Annotated in this window: 21 protein-coding genes and 1 tRNA gene; 7 read left to right on the forward strand and 15 right to left on the reverse strand. The window is 66.6% G+C overall.

Features of this window, described 5'->3' with window-relative positions:
• The first annotated feature begins 87 nt into the window (after window positions 1–87).
• Window positions 88–1,251, forward strand: coding sequence for a mechanosensitive ion channel family protein (locus tag EA472_RS00160; protein ID WP_124189500.1), 1,164 nt, complete (start codon window positions 88–90; stop codon window positions 1,249–1,251).
• Entirely contained in the window at window positions 1,244–1,879 is a 636-nt protein-coding gene (locus EA472_RS00165) for a HemK2/MTQ2 family protein methyltransferase (RefSeq protein ID WP_124189501.1), read from the forward strand. Before EA472_RS00160 ends, EA472_RS00165 begins: the two co-directional genes overlap by 8 nt.
• A gap of 70 nt (window positions 1,880–1,949) precedes the next feature.
• On the opposite strand, the gene EA472_RS00170 is transcribed toward EA472_RS00165, so the two are convergent.
• Window positions 1,950–3,017, reverse strand: a complete 1,068-nt coding sequence (locus tag EA472_RS00170; protein WP_124189502.1) for a M42 family metallopeptidase — start codon at window positions 3,015–3,017, stop codon at window positions 1,950–1,952.
• 57 nt (window positions 3,018–3,074) lie between these two features.
• Window positions 3,075–3,212 carry a hypothetical protein gene (locus EA472_RS22270; protein WP_165874778.1) on the reverse strand — a complete coding sequence of 46 codons (138 nt, stop codon included), beginning with the start codon at window positions 3,210–3,212 and terminating at the stop codon, window positions 3,075–3,077.
• 107 nt (window positions 3,213–3,319) lie between these two features.
• Here EA472_RS22270 and EA472_RS00175 point away from each other — a divergent pair, with 107 nt between their 5' ends.
• Both EA472_RS00175 and EA472_RS00180 read left to right on the forward strand, forming a co-directional pair.
• Window positions 3,320–3,874, forward strand: a complete 555-nt coding sequence (locus tag EA472_RS00175; RefSeq protein ID WP_124189503.1) for a GMP synthase subunit A — start codon at window positions 3,320–3,322, stop codon at window positions 3,872–3,874.
• Window positions 3,875–4,260: 386 nt separating this feature from the next.
• Complete coding sequence (locus tag EA472_RS00180; protein WP_124189504.1) at window positions 4,261–5,163, forward strand: NmrA/HSCARG family protein; 903 nt, start codon at window positions 4,261–4,263, stop codon at window positions 5,161–5,163.
• 166 nt (window positions 5,164–5,329) lie between these two features.
• On the opposite strand, the gene EA472_RS00185 is transcribed toward EA472_RS00180, so the two are convergent.
• A complete protein-coding gene (locus tag EA472_RS00185) occupies window positions 5,330–5,866 on the reverse strand; it encodes a hypothetical protein (RefSeq protein WP_124189505.1) in 537 nt (178 codons plus the stop codon).
• 117 nt (window positions 5,867–5,983) lie between these two features.
• Window positions 5,984–6,556, reverse strand: coding sequence for a SprT family zinc-dependent metalloprotease (locus EA472_RS00190; protein WP_124189506.1), 573 nt, complete (start codon window positions 6,554–6,556; stop codon window positions 5,984–5,986).
• 60 nt (window positions 6,557–6,616) lie between these two features.
• Between EA472_RS00190 and EA472_RS00195 the strand changes: the two genes are divergently transcribed.
• Window positions 6,617–7,660: a phosphorylase family protein gene (locus EA472_RS00195; RefSeq protein WP_124189507.1), complete on the forward strand. Its 1,044-nt coding sequence runs from the start codon at window positions 6,617–6,619 to the stop codon at window positions 7,658–7,660.
• A 125-nt stretch (window positions 7,661–7,785) separates the two neighbouring features.
• Here EA472_RS00195 and EA472_RS00200 read toward each other — a convergent pair whose 3' ends face one another.
• From EA472_RS00200 to trpC, 4 genes are all read right to left on the reverse strand, one after another.
• A complete protein-coding gene (locus EA472_RS00200) occupies window positions 7,786–8,583 on the reverse strand; it encodes a 2-amino-3,7-dideoxy-D-threo-hept-6-ulosonate synthase (protein ID WP_124189508.1) in 798 nt (265 codons plus the stop codon).
• Window positions 8,584–8,608: 25 nt separating this feature from the next.
• Entirely contained in the window at window positions 8,609–9,490 is an 882-nt protein-coding gene (gene trpA / locus EA472_RS00205) for a tryptophan synthase subunit alpha (RefSeq protein ID WP_394341333.1), read from the reverse strand.
• Window positions 9,491–9,798: 308 nt separating this feature from the next.
• Window positions 9,799–11,070 (reverse strand): tryptophan synthase subunit beta, encoded by a 1,272-nt coding sequence (gene trpB / locus EA472_RS00210; RefSeq protein ID WP_124189510.1) that lies wholly within the window; start codon window positions 11,068–11,070, stop codon window positions 9,799–9,801.
• Entirely contained in the window at window positions 11,067–11,897 is an 831-nt protein-coding gene (trpC, locus tag EA472_RS00215; RefSeq protein WP_124189511.1) for an indole-3-glycerol phosphate synthase, read from the reverse strand. Before trpC ends, trpB begins: the two co-directional genes overlap by 4 nt.
• 104 nt (window positions 11,898–12,001) lie before the next feature.
• Between trpC and EA472_RS00220 the strand changes: the two genes are divergently transcribed.
• Entirely contained in the window at window positions 12,002–12,472 is a 471-nt protein-coding gene (locus EA472_RS00220; protein WP_124189512.1) for an MGMT family protein, read from the forward strand.
• Between the two features lie 110 nt (window positions 12,473–12,582).
• On the opposite strand, the gene EA472_RS00225 is transcribed toward EA472_RS00220, so the two are convergent.
• The 7 genes from EA472_RS00225 to EA472_RS00255 form a co-directional block, all read right to left on the reverse strand.
• A tRNA-Thr gene (locus tag EA472_RS00225) sits at window positions 12,583–12,656 on the reverse strand.
• Window positions 12,657–12,668: 12 nt separating this feature from the next.
• Window positions 12,669–13,175, reverse strand: coding sequence for a GNAT family N-acetyltransferase (locus EA472_RS00230; protein WP_124189513.1), 507 nt, complete (start codon window positions 13,173–13,175; stop codon window positions 12,669–12,671).
• A gap of 57 nt (window positions 13,176–13,232) precedes the next feature.
• On the reverse strand, window positions 13,233–13,847 hold the full coding sequence (locus EA472_RS00235) for a CBS domain-containing protein (RefSeq protein WP_124189514.1): 615 nt from the start codon (window positions 13,845–13,847) through the stop codon (window positions 13,233–13,235).
• Window positions 13,848–13,932: 85 nt separating this feature from the next.
• Window positions 13,933–14,694: a GTP cyclohydrolase III gene (locus EA472_RS00240; RefSeq protein ID WP_124189515.1), complete on the reverse strand. Its 762-nt coding sequence runs from the start codon at window positions 14,692–14,694 to the stop codon at window positions 13,933–13,935.
• 180 nt (window positions 14,695–14,874) lie between these two features.
• Window positions 14,875–15,198 carry a DUF5785 family protein gene (locus EA472_RS00245; RefSeq protein ID WP_124189516.1) on the reverse strand — a complete coding sequence of 108 codons (324 nt, stop codon included), beginning with the start codon at window positions 15,196–15,198 and terminating at the stop codon, window positions 14,875–14,877.
• 75 nt (window positions 15,199–15,273) lie between these two features.
• On the reverse strand, window positions 15,274–15,483 hold the full coding sequence (locus tag EA472_RS00250; RefSeq protein WP_124189517.1) for a helix-turn-helix transcriptional regulator: 210 nt from the start codon (window positions 15,481–15,483) through the stop codon (window positions 15,274–15,276).
• On the reverse strand, window positions 15,480–15,920 hold the full coding sequence (locus EA472_RS00255; protein WP_124189518.1) for a hypothetical protein: 441 nt from the start codon (window positions 15,918–15,920) through the stop codon (window positions 15,480–15,482). Before EA472_RS00255 ends, EA472_RS00250 begins: the two co-directional genes overlap by 4 nt.
• Window positions 15,921–16,485: 565 nt before the next feature.
• On the opposite strand from EA472_RS00255, the gene EA472_RS22275 reads away from it, so the two are divergent.
• A complete protein-coding gene (locus EA472_RS22275; protein WP_165874779.1) occupies window positions 16,486–16,641 on the forward strand; it encodes a hypothetical protein in 156 nt (51 codons plus the stop codon).
• Window positions 16,642–17,333: the final 692 nt, after the last annotated feature.

Raw genomic sequence — 17,333 nt, forward strand, 5'->3', positions numbered from 1 at the left:
GCGACCCTCGCGGCGGTCGACCGGGGATCGACGCCGACCGACGAATACTCAAAGCTGCGCGGACGAGGGGCCGAGAGACGAAGCGATATGTCCGAACTCCTGGCGGGACTCGACTGGCTTGCGGAGTCCGTCCAGCGGACGGAACTCCGGATCGCGGTGACGGTGGCCGCGGCCGGATTGTTGATCGCCGTGCTCCTCTCGTATCGGTCGGTTCAGGCGCGGGTGGGCGAGCGCACCAAGCCGCTGTACGGGGACGTCCTCTCCACGGTGCTTCTCACCGGGACGTTCGTGTTCACGCTCGCCGTCGTCGTCGGCGTCTGGGAACAGACCGACACGATCCGGCAGGGGTACGACGAACTCGACGTCGGCGGCGAGATCGTCGCCCGTGCGATCGTCACGTTCGTCCTCGTCGTGGGGACGCTGATCTTCCGACGGTTCGTCAAGCGGCTGCTCGACGAACTGCTGGGCTCGTCGTCGGCCGTGACGGATCACCAGCGCGAAATCACACACCGCGTGACGCAGGTCGTCATCTGGTCGGTCGCGCTCGTCGTCGTTCTGGGCGTCTGGATCGACGATCTCAGCGGACTGCTCGTCGGGGCCGGCTTCCTCGGCATCGTCGTCGGCATGGCCGCCAGACAGACGCTCGGAACGGTGCTGGCGGGATTCGTCCTGATGTTCGATCGGCCGTTCGAGATCGGCGACTGGATCGAAGTCGAAGGCGAGGAGGGGATCGTCACCGACATCTCGATCGTCAACACGCGGATCCGGTCGTTCGACGGCGAGTACGTCATGGTGCCGAACGACCTCGTCTCGGCGAGCATGGTGACCAACCGATCGAAACGCGGCCGGCTCCGCATCGAGATCGAGGTCGGCGTCGACTACGACAGCGACGTCGAACGGGCAGCCGAGCTCGCGGCCGAGACGGTCTCCGACCTCGAGCACTCGCTGTCGGCACCCGGCGCCCAGGTCGTCACCAAGCGCTTCGACGATTCGGCCGTCGTCCTCGGCGTCCGCTTCTGGATCGACAGACCGAGTTCGAAGCGCCGGTGGGAGGCTCGAACCGCCGCGATCAACGCGATCAAACGGCGGTTCCGGGACGAGGGGATCGCCATCCCGTTCCCGCAGCGACAGCTCTCGAGTCGCGCTGGAACGGACGTTCGACTCGAAAGCGGCGTCGACGCCGACGGTCCCGACGAGGACGAACCGACCGGCCGCGAGTACCGGATGACCCAGCCGGAGGACAATGACTGATCTCGCGACGCGACGCGGCCTCGAAACCGACGTCTACCAGCCGGCGGAGGATTCGGAACTGCTCGCACGGGTCGCCTGCGAGCGGCTGTCCCACCGAGACGGAGAGAGGGACGAACTCGAAGACGACCGCGGACGCGGTCCCGCTGCGGACGACGGACCGACCGTTCTCGAGGTCGGTACCGGCTCCGGCTACGTCGCCGCCCGCGTCGCAGACGGGACGGACGCGCGCGTGATCGCGTCCGATCTCAACCCCCACGCGGTTCGACAGGCGAGCGCGAAGGGGCTCGAGGCGGTGCGGGCGGACCTCGTGTCGCCGTTCGTCGACGGCGCGTTCGACGCCGTCCTGTTCAATCCGCCGTACCTGCCGACCGACCCCGACGCGGAGTGGGACGACTGGATGGAGCGGGCGCTGTCGGGCGGCGAGGACGGCCGGGCCGTCATCGACCCGTTTCTCGAGACCGTCGGTCGGGTGCTCGCGCCGGGCGGCGTCGTCTACCTACTCGTCAGCAGCCTCACCGGCGTCGAAAGCGTGGTCGAACGCGCCGGCCGGGAGGGATTTAGCGCCGCCGCGGTCGCCGACGAGTCGTTCCCCTTCGAGACGCTGACGGTGCTCGAGTTGTTCCGGTGACCGGTCGCTCGTTCGGTGACGGACGCCGTCCCCCCGTCCGGAACGCTCCGACGTTCGCGCCGGGAGGCTGTCAGAGGGTGTAGTCGTGATCGCCGGTTTCGGTCTCCAGAACCGCCTCGAGTAAGTCGATCGTCGCCGCCACGTCGTCGACGTGGGCGGTTTCGGTCACGGTGTGGAGATAGCGCGTCGGTACCGAGATCGCGCCGACCGGTTTCGCGCCCGCGGCGTGCTGGAAGCCGGCCGTATCGGTGCCGCCGGCGGGCAACACCTCGAGCTGGTAGTCGATGCCTTCCTCCTCGGCGACGGCTTTCATTCGGCGGTGGACCTTCGGGTTCGTGATGACGCTCGAGTCCTTGAGCTTGATCGCCGTCCCCTCGCCGAGGTCGGTGACGTGCTCGCCGCTTTTGAAGCCGGGAACGTCGTTGGCGACGGTGACGTCGAGGGCGATCGCGAGGTCGGGGTCGACGTCGACGCCGAGTGCCCGAGCGCCCCGCAGACCGACTTCCTCCTGGACCGTCGCACAGAAGTGGATCGTCACCGCGGGATCGTCGATCCGACGGGCCGCCTCGAGCATCGCGAACAGGCAGATCCGATCGTCGAGGGCCTTGCCGGTGATCGTCTCGCCGACGCGCTCGGTCGTCTGGTCCATCGTGACGAGGTCACCCGGCGAAACGCGCTCTTCGAGTTCCGCGTAGGGGAGGCCGGGGTCGACGAAGACGTCCTCGACGTCGGGTGTCTTCTCGCGCTCGTCTTCGTCCAGGGTGTGTGGCGGCGGCGAGCCGATGACGCCGGGGACGTCGCCGTCTTCGGCGTGGATCGTCACGCGCTGGGCTTTCAGGACGCGGGCGTCCCACCCGCCCAGCGCGTCGAGTTCGACGAAGCCGAAGCCGTCCTCGTCGCCGCGGACGTGACGAACCATGAAACCGATCTCGTCCATGTGGGCCGCGACGGCGACCGAGTAGTCGGAGTCGCCTTCGATCGTCCCCACGACGTTTCCCATCGCGTCGGTTCGAACGTCGTCGACGGTTCCCTCGAACTCCCGGACGACGATCTCGCGGATGCGATCCTCGTAGCCGGGGACGCCGCTCGTCTCCGTCAGCTCCCCGAGAAGGTCGAAGTCGATGGCGGACGCTGTCATGTACGAACGTCTCACGGCCTCGAGCAAAGATTGTGTCGGTGGACCCGAGAACGGCCCCTACAGCGTCGCGAAGACGAGCCAGGGGACGATAAACAGCGCGACCGTCAGCAGCGCGAGGATCAGGAGGTAGCCGACGATCGTCCCCGCTGCGGTGGTCCACGACGGATGCTCGAACGTAGCGAGATCGACTGCCATACGTGGTCGTTCGTCAGCGACCGCATAAACGTACCGGAGCCGGCGACCCGGTTTGCCGTCACCGCCGATCGGGCGGTTTTTACCGGATCGATGGCTAGAGGCCGCCAATGACGAAGATCGTCGTGGTCGACAACCACGGGCAGTTCACGCATCTCGAGCGGCGAGCGCTCCGGGATCTCGGCGTCGAGACGGAGTTGATCGACAACGAGACGCCGCCGTCGGAGGTCGACGCCGACGGCGTCGTTCTCTCGGGCGGCCCCGACATGGACCGGATCGGCAACTCCCCAGATTACCTCGAGGCCGACGTCCCCGTCCTCGGCATCTGTCTCGGGATGCAACTGATCGCGCGCGAACTCGGCGGCAGCGTCGGGGGCGGCGAGTACGGCGGCTACGCCGACGTCACCGTCGACGTCGTCGACGAGGACGACCCCCTCACCGGATCGCTTCACCCACAGACCAGGGTCTGGGCGAGCCACGCCGACGAGGTCAAGACGCTCCCGGACGGATTCGAGTTGACCGCGAAAAGCGACGTCTGCGACGTCGAGGCCATGAGCGACACCGATCGGGACATCTACGGCGTCCAGTGGCACCCCGAGGTCGCCCACACGGAGGAGGGTGACGAGATCTTCGAGAACTTCCTCGCGATCTGCGAGTCGCGCTGAGTCGCCGACGCTCGATCGCTCTCCCGCTCGAGCCGGTCGATTTGTTTCGTCGTTTATGAACCTGCCCGCCGAGAGACGGGACGGTCCGTTCGATTCTGCAATTTTCGCGACCGGCTTTGTGCGCCGACGTGTCCACGTCGAAAGCGTCTCCACGCGACGGATTCTCGCGGCCGGCACCTGCAAACGGCACACTCACTGCAACCGGTCCGCGACGACCGGTAACACCGACGTTAGGTGGTGTCGTCGCCGTCGCCGAGCGACTTTATAGTTCGATAACGAACCAGGTAACGTAATGAAACCAGCTGACGACGCCAGTCCGATCGACGCCAGCTCGCGCGACGACTCGTCCCCGAACACCGCCCCGTCCGTCGAGGGGGTGAACTGACGTGACGACGAGCGTCCTCGTCACCGGCGCGACCGGCAACCAGGGCGGTAGCGTCGTCGATCACCTGCTCGCGGCGGAGACCGAGTTCGACGTCTACGGTCTCACGCGCGACGCCTCGAGCGAGGCGGCCGAATCACTCGCCGACCGCGGGGTGACGATGGTCGAGGGCGACCTGAACGACAGGGATTCGCTCTCGCCGCACGTCGCCGACGTCGACGCCGTCTTCGCGGTCACCAACTTCTGGACGCATGGGTACGACGCGCAGGTAGAACAGGGCAAAACCATCGCGGCGGTCGCGAGCGAGGAGGGCGTCGAGCAGTTCGTCTTCAGCGGCGTCGGCAGCCACGAGCGCGACACCGGCGTCCCGCACTTCGACTCCGCGTGGGAGATCGACCGGTACGCCCAGGAGCTCGATCTGCCGCTGACCGTCCTCCAGCCCGTCTTCTTCTTCCAGAACTTCGAGGCGTTCGCCGAGGACGTCGTCGAGGAGGGCACGCTCGCGCTGCCCCTCGAGGAGGGCGTTCCCCTGCAGATGATCGACACGGACGACCTCGGGCGGGCCGCGGCCGTCGCCTTCGAACGGCCCGAGGAGTTCGTCGGCGAGCGGATCGAACTCGCCGGCGACGAGAAGACGCTCGCGGAGACGGCGGACGTCCTCTCGGACGTGACCGGCGTCGACGTCGATCCCGTCCACGTCCCGATCGAGGACGCCTACGACTCCTTCGGCGAGGAGTTCACCGTCATGTGCGAGTGGTTCAACGACGTCGGCTACAGCGCCGACGTCGACGCACTCGAGGCGCAGTTCGGCTTCGAGTGTACTGATCTCGAGGCGTACCTCCGCGGGCACGGCTGGGAGGACAAAGAGGGAATGGCGTCCGTTCCGGGGTGGGTCAAAGCGCTCTGAGAGGATTTGGGCTACAACAGTAATGGAACGTAAGCGAACATATATGTTCGATAATCACTATGATCGCACGGAACAAATAATTGACACCAGAACGATTTAATCCCGAGAGAATACCGGATGGCTCGTGCAAGCGCCGGTATCCGGCCGCTCCCGATCGAGAATTGCACTACGATTCGGACTCGAGGAGATCGGTGTGAACCACGGCGCGGTACTGGTCGTCCGACACCTCGTCGAGTCGGGCGAGCAGGGCGGCCGCGTCCGGAAACGACTCCGGCAGCTCGAACGGATCGTCGGTGTCCTCGTCGCGTCGCTTGCAGCGTTTGACGAACGCGAGTAGCGACGGATACGTGCCCGGACGGGCGTAGACGACGCCGAGGTCTCCCGAGAGCCGTTCGTCCCAGTGTTGGATCACGGGTTCGGTCTCGAGGCGCGGCTTTCGTCCGCGTTCGGCGAGCTCCTCGGCGTCGACCGCGTCGTCGTCGAGGACGGTGTCGAGCGCGTCCTGGAGTTCGTCGACGTTCTCCTCGAACGACGGCGCGTCGGCTTCGGCCTCGAGCAACCGGACGAACGCGTCGATCTCCTCGCGTCTGACCGCGACGGGGTAGACGAAGTCGTGGGTCTCCTTCGGCAGCGTGTACGACCGTCCCTCGACGCCCTGCTCGCCGGGTCCCGACTTCCCTAGCATCAGCTCGAGTATCCCCATGGGTAACACAGGTCGGCTGAGCGGAATAAGTGTTCCGCGGAGCCGGTCGGCCTGAGAACCCGATCGCGTCTCCGGATCGATCCGTCGGTCGAGGACGGAGACCCGAGCGGCAGTCGGTCACCAGCGCTCTCCGAGCGCCGACTTCGCGCCGCCGTAGCCGCTTGCGGTCGTCCACGTCCGGCCGCTTTCGGCGTGTTCGACCTCGTAGCGGTCGCCACAGGAGCCACACCGGTACCGCTCCGGCGACTTCACCGGCCTCGAGGCGCGGTGGCGCGTTGCGCTCCAGTCGCAGCCGTCCGCGAGACACCGGAGCACGTACCGCGGTTCGGAGAACCGCCGACAGTGTCGCGGCGCGTCGAGTTCGGCCGCCCGTTCGAGAAACCTCCTCCCGTGCCCGGAGGTTCCGAACTGCTGGTACTCCCAGGCGTGGACGAGCTCGTGTCTGACGACGCTCGCGAACTCCGGCCACCTGTAGCGTTCGTACGCCTTTCGCGCGAGGACGATGGTCGCCACTTCACGGCGCGCGTTCCACCGACAGACCCCCGCCCGCCGCCTGGCGCGGGCCGACGTCTCCCACTCGAGCGCGCCCAGGTCGACCGGGAGGTCGTACTCGTCGACGACCTCGCGGGCGTGGATCCGCGCCCGGGCGACGATCTCGTCGTCGATCGTGAGCGACTCGCCGTCCGTCACGGGCGTTCCGACGGAGGGGGAGGCGGAAATTCTTTCGATCGCGGCGACCACGACTCCGACGTGACAGACGACGATCCGCTCGCGGACATCGATCCGGGCCCGCCCGAACCGGACGATCCCGTTCGACCGGCCGCGCTCGTGCTGCCCGCCGTCTCGGAGCCGCCGCTGAACGAGCTCGGCCCCTGGCTCGAGCGCGCCGAGGTCGTCGACGCCGTCGCGGTCCCCGGCACCGACGCGCCGCTGGCGCTGACCGCCGACGGACGCGCGATCACGACGACCGGAATCGGCAAGAGCGACGCCGCGACGACCGTCGCCGCACTCCTCGCGACTCCCGGCGTCGACCTCGAGTCGGCGTACGTCGTCTCGTGTGGGATCGCGGGTTCGTCGCCGGAGACGGCCCCGCTCGGGTCGGTCGTGGTGGCCGACGCGGTCGTCGACTGGGATCGAAAGCACCGATGGGACCGAAGCGAAGAGCGCGACGAAGGGTTCGATCGGGACGAACCCGATGGACGAGGCGATTCGAGCGCTCGAGGCCGGAGCGGCGACCGGGCCGGCCCGAGCGCTCGAGGTCGACCGGACGATCCGGATCGAGCGATCGACCTCCTCGCGTACCGGCCGCGGGACTACGTCCACCGGCTCGAGGAGCGCGTCGTCGAGACGGCGCTCGAGGCTGCCCACCGGGTCGACCTCGACGCCGATTCCGACGCGATCGCGTACCAGAAGCGGTATCCGGACGCGCCCGAGGACGGGCCGACCGTCGAGACTGGGACGACCGTCTGCGGCGACGAGTTCTGGCACGGCCCGCGGTACGCCCGCGAGGTCGAGCACCTCTGTGCGCGCTACGGCGTCGGCCCGTACGCGACGACGCAGATGGAAGACGCGGCGACGGCGAGGGCGCTCGAGCGCTTCGGCCGACGCGATCGGTACCTGAGCGTCCGCGCGGTGGCGAACTACGATCGATCCGCGCCGGGCGAGAGCGTCGAGGAGAGCTTCGACGGAACCGACGCGAGCCTCGCGCTCGCGATCGAGAACGCCGCCCGGGTGGGGTCGGCGGTCGTCGACGAACTGGTGGCGGTCGATCCGCTCGGCCTTCGACGCGACTGAGAGCGCCCCGTCTCGCCGTCGAGACGGGTATCACGATCGTCCGGAGAAGTCACACCGCCGACCGGCGATCCGGAACGCCGCGGCCGCGTCGCTGTGTGCGTCTTCGAGAAGGGAGATAGAGCCGCTCAGACTTCGAGTGCGAGTCCGGCCGTCTCGAGGGCTTCGTCTGCCGCGAGGTCGTCGTGAACGACGCCGGAGACGGCTCGCGCGATCGCCTCGGGGTCGTCGTGCTGGAAGATCGATCGCCCCATCGAGACGCCCGCGCCGCCGGCGTCCATGACGCCGCGGACCATCTCGACCGTCTCGCGGTCGGTTCCCTTCGAGCCGCCGGCAATGACCACCGGCAGGCGGGTCGACTCGACGACGTGCTGAAAGCTGTCGGCGTCGCCGCTGTAGCCGGTCTTGACGACGTCGGCCCCGAGTTCCTCCGCGAGGCGGACGGCGTGGCCGAGCGCCTCTGGGTCCGTGGAGTCGACGCCGGGGCCGCGTGCGTACGCCATCGCGAGGACGGGCATACCGAACCGGTCGGCCTCCTCGGTCACCTCGGCGAGCTGGGTGAGCTGGTTCGGTTCGTGATCGGAGCCGACGTTGATGTGAAAGGAGACGGCGTCGGCTCCCGCGCGGATCGCTTCCTCGACGGTGCCGGTGAGGCGCTTGTCGTTCTCGTCGGGCCCGATCGTCGTCGAACCGTTGAGGTGGACGATGTACCCCTGACCGTTTTTGTTGTCGTGGACGCGCGGGGCGATCCCCTTCTGCGTGAGGACGGCGTCCGCGCCGCCGCGGGTGACGCCGTCGATCGTCGATTCGATGTCTTTCAGTCCCCGGACGGCACCCATCGTGATGCCGTGATCCATCGGGACGATCACGTACGATCCGTCTGTACCGATTCGCTCGAGTCGTGCCTGTGTTCCAGTGGTCGTCATTTGCGGGAGAGTAGCAAGCTTGCGGTTATGGGTGTTCTGGTTCGGGCGCTCGGTCGCCGTCCGCGTCGCCGCGGACCGCGCCGTCTTTCAGTTCGCGGGCTTTCGCCTCGAGAGCGTCCGCCGCGGGAGCGTCGCCGTCCGCGCCGTGCTCGGCGACGATGTCGACGAGCGCGCTGCCGACGATGACGCCGTCCGCGCCGGCCTCGACGATCTCTGCGGCGTGATCGCCCTCGCTGACGCCGAATCCGACCGCTCTGGGTATGTCGTCGTACGCCGCGAGGCGGGCGAGGCCGTCGTGGGTCGCACTCGAGACGTCGGCGCGCGCGCCGGTCGTGCCGAGGCGAGCCTGGACGTAGACGAAGCCCGACGCCTGGCTCATGATCGCCTCGAGGCGGTCGCCTTCGGTCGTCGGCGCGACGATGAAGACGAGATCGAGCCCGTGCGCGTCGCAGGCGTCGCGCAGCGGATCGGCCTCCTCGGCGGGCAGGTCGGGGACGATGATCCCCGAGAGGCCGACCTCGGCGGCGCGTTCGACGAACGGCCTGACGTCCGCTGCCGGACCGTACTGGAGAACCATGTTGTAGTAGGTCATCACCAGCAGCGGCGCATCGGTCTCGAGGCGATCGACCAACTCGAAAAAGCCCTCGGGCGTCGTCCCGGCAGCCAGCGCGCGGTTGATCGAAGCCTGAATCGTCGGTCCCTCCGCGATGGGTTCCGAGAAGGGGAGACCGAGTTCGATCAGATCGGCGCCGCCGCGGTCGAGCGCTTCGACGTACTCCTTCGTGGCCTCGAGCGACGGATCGCCCGCGCAGACGTAGGTGATGAGCGCGGGGTGGTTCTCGCGGATGGCCGCCTCGACGTCGCTGTCCGTGGACCCGCGCTCGTCGCCATTGCCGTCGGCGCGCACGGATCGCTCCCGACCGTCGCTCCCCGTTTGGGGTTCTCGAGGCTCTCCTCCCTTCGGTCGTCGATCCTCGCCACTCACGGATCGCTTCCGATCGTCGCTCCCCGTTTGGGGTTCTCGAGGCTCTCCTCCCTTCGGTCGTCGATCCTCGCCACTCACGGATCGCTTCCGATCGTCGCTCCCCGTTTGGGGTTCTCGAGGCTCTCCTCCCTTCGGTCGTCGATCCTCGCCACTCACGGATCGCTTCCGATCGTCGCTCCCCGTTTGGGGTTCTCGAGGCTCTCCTCCCTTCGGTCGTCGATCCTCGCCACTCACGAGTCGAACACCTCCACGTCCGGCGCGGCCTCGAGGTCGCGCGTTTCGGTCTCCTCGAGCACCGTCTCGAGGTCCTTGTCGCCTCGACCGGAGACGTTGACGACGACGAGGTCGCCAAGTTCCTCGTGCGCCCGCTCCAGATACCCCAGCGCGTGTGAGGACTCGAGCGCCGGGATGATCCCCTCGAGTCGCGAGAGCCGGTGGAACGCCTCGAGGGCGTCCTCGTCGTCGACGGTGACGGGCGTCACGCGGCCGGTTTCGACGAGGTGGGCGAGTTCGGGACCGACGCCGGCGTAGTCGAGTCCCGCGCTGACGCTGTGAGATTCCATGATCTGGCCGTCCTCGCTCTGGAGCAGCTTCGTCATCGCGCCGTGGAGGACGCCGTCGGTCCCCGTCGACAGCGTCGCGGAGTTGGGCGCGACGCCCGCCTCGACGTCGATCTCGAGGCTCGAGCCGCCCGCTTCGACGGCCACGAGGTCGACCGAGTCGTCCGGAACGAACGCGTGAAACGCGCCCATCGTGTTCGAGCCGCCGCCGGCGCAGGCGACGACGGCGTCCGGCAGTCGTCCGGCCTGCGATCGAATCTGCTCGCGGGCTTCCTCGCTGATGACCGCCTGGAAGTCCCTGACCATCTTCGGGAACGGGTGAGGGCCGACGATCGAACCGATCACGTAGTGGGTCGTCTCGACGGTCGTCGCCCAGTCGCGCATCGTCTCGTTGATCGCTTCCTTCAGCGTTCCGCGGCCGGCTTCGACCGGGTTCACCTCGGCGCCGTTCATCCGCATCCGGTAGACGTTCGGTCGCTGGCGGTTGACGTCGGTCCGGCCCATGTAGATCTCACACGGCATCTCGAGGTGGGCGGCGGCCATCGCGGTCGCGGTGCCGTGCTGGCCGGCGCCGGTCTCCGCGATTATCCGCTCTTTGCCCATGTACTTCGCGAGCAACACCTGGCCGAGCGCGTTGTTCAGTTTGTGCGCGCCGCCGTGGACGAGATCCTCGCGCTTGAGGTAGATATCGCGGTCGTAGCGTTCGCTCAGTCGATCCGCGCGCTGAAGCGGCGTCGGCCGCCCGCCGAACTCGCGCAGACGCTCGCGAAACTCGTCCACGAAGCCGTCCTCGTTCTCCAGAACGTAGCGTTCGTAGGCGTCCTCGAGTTCGAGCACCGCGGGCATCAGCGCCTCCGGGACGTACTGCCCGCCGTACTCGCCGAACGTCCGTTCCTCGTCGATCGATTTCTCCGCCTCGTCCGTTTGCTCGCTCGTACTCATGAGTCGTCCTCGTTGGTGGTCGTCTCCGGCCGCCGGCTGGCGTCTCCGTCGTCGGCTCGCGTCAGCCGACGCGTGTTCTCGGTCACGTTCGTTTCGCGCTCGCCGTGGTCCATGATGGCGCTGCCGACCAGCAGGGCGTCCGCGCCGGCCTGGCGCATGCGCCGGACGTCCGCGGGCGTCGAGATGCCGCTTTCGGCGATCAGCGTGACGTCCTCCGGTACCGCGGGCGCGACGGACTCGAACGTTTCGAGGTCGACCTCGAGTCGCGCCAGATCGCGGTTGTTCACGCCGACGATCGTCGCGCCGGCATCGATCGCCGTCTCGAGTTCGTGGCGGTCGTGTACCTCGACGAGCGGCTGGAAGCCGCGGTCCCGGGCCGCCTCGACGAGCGACTCGAGGTCGTCGACGAACCTGACGATCAACAGTAAGAGATCCGCCTCGACGAGGTCCATGCCGGCCTCCTCGAGTACGAAGTCCTTGCGGAGGACGGGAACGTCGACGGCCTCCCGGACGCGCGCCAGCGCCTCTGGCGAGCCGCCGAAGTGCGTCGGCTCGGTCAGGACGGAAATCGCCGCCGCCCCGCCCTCGACCATTCGTTTCGCCAGTTCGACCGGGTCGTCGTCCCGCGTGCCGTCGGCCGTCGGGCTCGTCGGTTTGACCTCCGCGATCAGCGGAACGCGACCGTTCACCGTTGCTCGCTCGACAGCGTCCGAAAACGAACGCGCGTCGACGGAGATCGGATCGTCACCGCTCGCCTCGGCCGACCGCTCCCGCGTCGCCGCGAGTATCGACTCGACCGCGGGAGCGAGGTCGGTTTCAGAGTTCATTGTTGTACATCGACGTACTCATATGTACAAAAGTCTTGCGCCATCGCGGCACTTCGCACGCCCGACCGGCGAATATTCAAGTCGCGTGCGCCTAGGTACTACCCATGGAGGACGTGACGGACGCCGGCATCTACACGCGGGAATCGTCGTACCTCGGACGATACGTACAGCTCGGTGCGGCCAGCGGCCGCGTCATCAGCGTCTCGTTCCCGGAGCTTCCCGACGAGGACGCCGAGGAGGACCACCCCGCTCTCGACCGGATCTTCGAGTACCTCGACGGGATCGAGCCGGTCTCGTTCGACGACGTGCAGGTCGCGCTGACGGTACCGACGGATCAACGAGCCGTCCTCGAACAGGTTCGCGGGGTCCCGTACGGCGATCAGGTCGACGTCGAGACGCTCGCCCGGATGACGCCGGACCTCGATCCGGAGGACGACGACGACGTCATCCTGGTCCGAACCGCCCTCGACGAGAACCCCGCGCCGCTTTTGATCCCCGATCATCGGGTCCGCGACGGCCCGAGCGCGGCTCCGCCGGCCGTCGAGCAGAAGCTCCGCTCGATCGAAGAGCTGTAACGTGGCGCGTAGCACCGTTCGGAACACCCGCGGCTGGAGACTCGAAACGCTGGTGGCACGAGAATCGGAGCACGGCGAGCCGCGACGACGGCCTGGGGGATACCGAACAGAGCCAGGAGTGGGATTTGAACCCACGAAGTCTCGATTACAAGTCGAGTGCATGCACCGCCCATGCTCTCCTGGCGCTATCGGTCGATTAGCGACCCTCCTTTGAGTGTGTGTCGTTTTCCGACCGGTTCTCGAGGTCGCGGTGCATCGCGACGCGAAACGTCTCGTACCCCCGTCGCCGGTAAAATCGTCGAGCCGCGTCGTTGTCGGCCATCACCTCGAGCGTCAGGACGTCGATCCCGCGGCCCGCGAGCGATTCCTCGACGGCCTCGAGCAGGGTCGCGCCGATCCCCCGATCCCTGTACGACGGTTCGACGTACAGATTCGAGAGCGTCGCGCGCGTCCCGTCGAGTTCGAGCGCGCCGCGTTCGACCGAAAACGAGGCGAACCCCGCGATCGAACCGTCGGCGCGCGCGACGAGGAGGCCGTCCTCGAGTCGGTACGCCGCGAGGGTCTCGCGCATCGTCGCCCGGTTTTCCTCGGCGAGGACGTAGGAGTCGTAGGCGCGCTGGTCTCGAGCGAGCCGGACCCACAGCCGTGCGACCGCGTCGACGTCGTCGGCCGTGGCGCGTTCGATCGTCACCTCGGAGTCCATCGGAATCGTTCGCCGCCAACTCGCGCGTGGCGTCCGAAAGCTCTTTTCATCGGTCCCTCAGACCGTTCGACAATCCGAACAGACCAGCTGTCCGTTGGCGTCCCACAGCGAGTCCGCGAGCGATCCGCAGGCCTCACAGACGCCCTGCGTGGAGAACTCGTCGCCGCCGTTGGGGAGCGCGCGATCGTCGGTCGTCTCGCTGACCGACTGGGCGATCGGCTCGTCATCACCGGGGGATCGCTCGATCGTCTCGGCTCCGGGGCTCGCACGCGGAGGTGTCGCGGTCGCCTGGAACGATCCCGCCGCGGTGATGACGTCGCGCTGGGTGACCAGACCCAGCACCTCCTCGTCGTCCTCGACGACGACGTTGCGGATGTTCTCGCGTCCCATCGTGGTCGCCGCGTCCGCGAGCGACCGGTCCGGCGGGAGCGAGATGACCGGCGTGGTCATCACGTCGCCGACGATCGTCTCGGCCGGCTCGGCCTCGTCGGCGACGACGCCGAGTACGTCCCACTCCGTGACGATGCCGACGGGGTCCGAGCCGCGGACGACGAGCACGCAGGAAGCGCGCTCCTCGCGCATGAGCTGGACCACGCCGAGGACGGTGTCTGACTCGCTGACACCGACGTATTCGGTCGTCAGGACGTCCCTGACAGACAGTTCCGATTCCATATGCGAACAATACCCTCGGGCGGGCTAAAAGCTACTCCCGCCACACTTAAGCGCTCATACGGCGAATGTCAAGGGTTATCAAAACTCACCACTCGAGTTCGACGCGCGTTCCGTCGGCACGGCAGGTCTCGAGCGCGTGTTTCGCGGCGTACCCCGCATCGTGGGCACTCGCTCCCCTGCCGACGCCGACCTGAAGTTCGACGTCGACGGCCTCTTCGACGTGTCCGATCGCCTCCTCGTACTCGGCGACCCCGAGGTCCGGACAGACGACGATGACGTTGTCGCCGCCGACGAAAAACGAGAGGCTGTCGTGGACGTATCGCATGTGTCGCATTAGCTCCGCGTACCCCTGTTCGATGTGGATGAAACTGTCGAAGGCGTTGAGTTCGTCCGTGTACTGGCCGGTGGCGTCGACGACGTCGAAGTGTGCGATCTGGACGTCCTCGCCGGTCCGGTGGACGTCGTCGATCGTCCGTCCCTCGAGGCACTCGCGACGGTTTTTATCCTGTGCGCTGCCGGCGTCCTGGACGAGTGCCGTCGCGTCGGAGAGCGCCTGCACGGGAGTGGTGCCGGTCGCGACGCCGAGACTGAGCGTCACGGGGTACCGGTTGCCGACCGACTCCTGGAGGAGTTCGTGATCGGCCATCGTCAGGCCGTTCGTGACGGCGATCATGTTGTCGAAGCGGGTGAAAAAGACGTACCCCTCGCGGTTGCCGACGAACTGCGAGATGTCGGCGTAGAGTCGAGATTGCAGGGTCTGGAGGTCGGCTTCCCGCCTCGGCTCGGGCGTGACGGTCCACGGGCCGTAGTTGTCGATCTGAACGAGCGTAACCTGCGTATTAGTCACGGTAGACGCCCCTTCCGAGCGCCGTCGTATAAGTGATACGTAATCCAGATTCGTGATGCAAACGCCTCGCGAGAACCCGCGCCGTCGACGCCGGTGCGGACGGCCTGGCGTGACTGCAACCCGGTGCAATGCAACCGCAGCCGTTCGCGGTTGATCGGAATCGGCGGAAAGCAGCCCTTATTAGGCGTGTTTCTTCTCGGGGTCCGCACCCTGCGGGTGGTAGTCCCAGAAGTTCCCCTCGCGCATCGCCGCGCCGACGGCCTTGTGCATGTCGGTGATCGTCTCGAACTCCTCGGGTTCGACGTACTCGAAGATATCGGCCATTGAGACGACCGTCTCGTAGTTGATCCGGATCGGATCGTCGCCGTGGGCGTCGACGAACTCATCGCGCTCGAGGGGGAAGTCCTCCTCCTCGTCGACCTTCTTGGCGATGATCGCCATGTCGTACTTGCGCATTCCCTCGCTGCCCTCCTCGCCGTCGGGATCGTGCGGCCAGTTGCTCATACCCGGACGTGTGCAGGGGTCCCGCAAAAGGGTTACTCTCCGTCGTCGAACCGTGACGATGGACGACGTCGACTCTCACTCGTCCGTTCCGTCTGGCTCGGGATCGAACAGGTCCGCGATGCGGCAATCGAAGTGGTCGGCCAGCTTGAACGCGAGCTCGAGCGACGGATCGTAGCGCTCGCGCTCGATCGCGTTGATCGTCTGGCGCGAGACTCCCACGGTCGCGGCGAGGTCCGCCTGGCTGAGATTCTCGGCCTCCCGATACGTACGGACGTCGTTTTTCATGAGTGGGTGTGCTGGACGTAGGTGTAAGCGACGCCGAAGACGGCGAACAGCCCGAGGTAGGCAACGAGCGCGTGCCTGATCGGACTCGGCACCGTGTACGTGCCCGTCACCGACAGCGCGACCATCGCCGGTACGCCGAAGACGACGACGTAGGCGAACGCGCCGATGGTCAATCCGCACGCTTTCAGTTCGATCTCCGTCTCGCGTTCGTCGAACAGCGGCGTCGACGTCGCCTTCCGGACGCCGACGTAGCCCAGAAATCCGAGCCAGTAGACGACGACCCCGGCGAAGACGACGATCGATTCCGGAACGACGGTCCAGAGCGCCGTGGCGAGAACCAGCCCAACCATTCCGATCGCCAGCGAGTAGTTCATCAGCCGCCGGTAGCGCTTGCGTTTCTCCTGTCGCTGCCGTCCGGCGGATATCGCGTCTGTCATGGTCGGTTTCGAGAGGTCGTAAAGTTTCCTTTACAGTAAAGCGTACTTTACACACCCACTTAATTCTGCCGCAGCAGGCGGCTCGAGGGACCGCCGCGGGCGTTCAACCGATCCTGACGAGACGATCGCTCCAGCATTCCTCGCACGCGCTCTCGGTCGAATCGTACGTACAGCCACAGACCGGACACTGAAAAATGCGGTCCTCGTCCGAACTCGAGTCAGAATTGTTTAGGAATTGTACCATTGATATCACGTTTATTGATAGCTTGCTAGCTACGAGAGCTAAGAACAACTGATCCACTATAAAAATTCTGTTACTTCTTATCTCACAGACAGTACGTCGAACGGGAGAGTCGACGCAACGACGCACGCGTTCCCTCGGTCGGTCTCTGCGGTTGACGGTTCGCCAGCATCTCGAGCGGAGTGGTTCGCTGTCGAGTAACTGGAACCGGTGGCGGTCGTCGCCGACGATCGGCTGCTCGTTCGCGCCGTCGGTCGAAAGATCCGACAGTCATTCTCTGCCGTGGTGTTGCTCAAGTAGCTCGATCCCTTCCTTTCACTCGAGATGGTCAGCCTCGAGCAGATGCCGACGGTCGCCGGAGCCTGTGACGAGTGCGGAAACAGATGTACGGTCCGCGTCTGGCCGGACGACGAACTGCGCGCGGTGGATACGGGAGGTGCGTGCGTCTGCGGGAGTCTCTCGTTCCATCACCTGGAGTGATCGTCGACGCTGCGACGAACGCGATCTCGATCGTCGAGACCGCACGCGAGGTACTGGCCGCCACGATCGACGACTCGAGGGCCGGCATCGCCGGTACTGATGGGGGAGCGATCTCTCTTCTCGAGGCGAAAGAACCCCGCCGTTCGCGGCGAGGAGGTCACACCGTTCGCCCAGCCTGTGCAGAATGTGACGTCGATACAACGCGTGATTTGACCCACGAGTCGGAGGCGATCGATAGGAGGAGTGGGCGCTCAGTATAGCGCGGGCAGTGTACGCTCACCGCGAGTGAACGAAGTGAGCGAGCGGACCGACGACCGACCCGGAGGGGAGGGAGGAGTGCTTTTCATCAACGTTTTGCCGAGTGCGGTCGCTCTGCGACCGCACGCAGAGCAAAAGGTTGGTCCCTGTCGTTGCCACGCTGGTCGCTCGCCAGGAGGCGAATCCAGCCAACGAGCGTACGCGACAGGCGCGCACGTGCCGCCGAACGTTCCACCAGTTGCAGGAGACGCGCTCGCTGGAGTGCGATGAAACAGGACGCGCGTGCAACAGGGTCGGTTTCACCCTCCAGACGAAACCGTCTGGTTCGAAGAGAGCGGACTACCCGGCAGTGCAAATAGTTATCACTCCCCATACCGTACGAGATCCGAGCGTTCTTCGGTACCGGTCGGTAGGCACGCGCGTGCCGTGTCGAC

It is taken from the genome of Natrarchaeobius oligotrophus, from assembly GCF_003841465.1.
In the GTDB taxonomy this organism is placed as follows: domain Archaea; phylum Halobacteriota; class Halobacteria; order Halobacteriales; family Natrialbaceae; genus Natrarchaeobius; species Natrarchaeobius oligotrophus.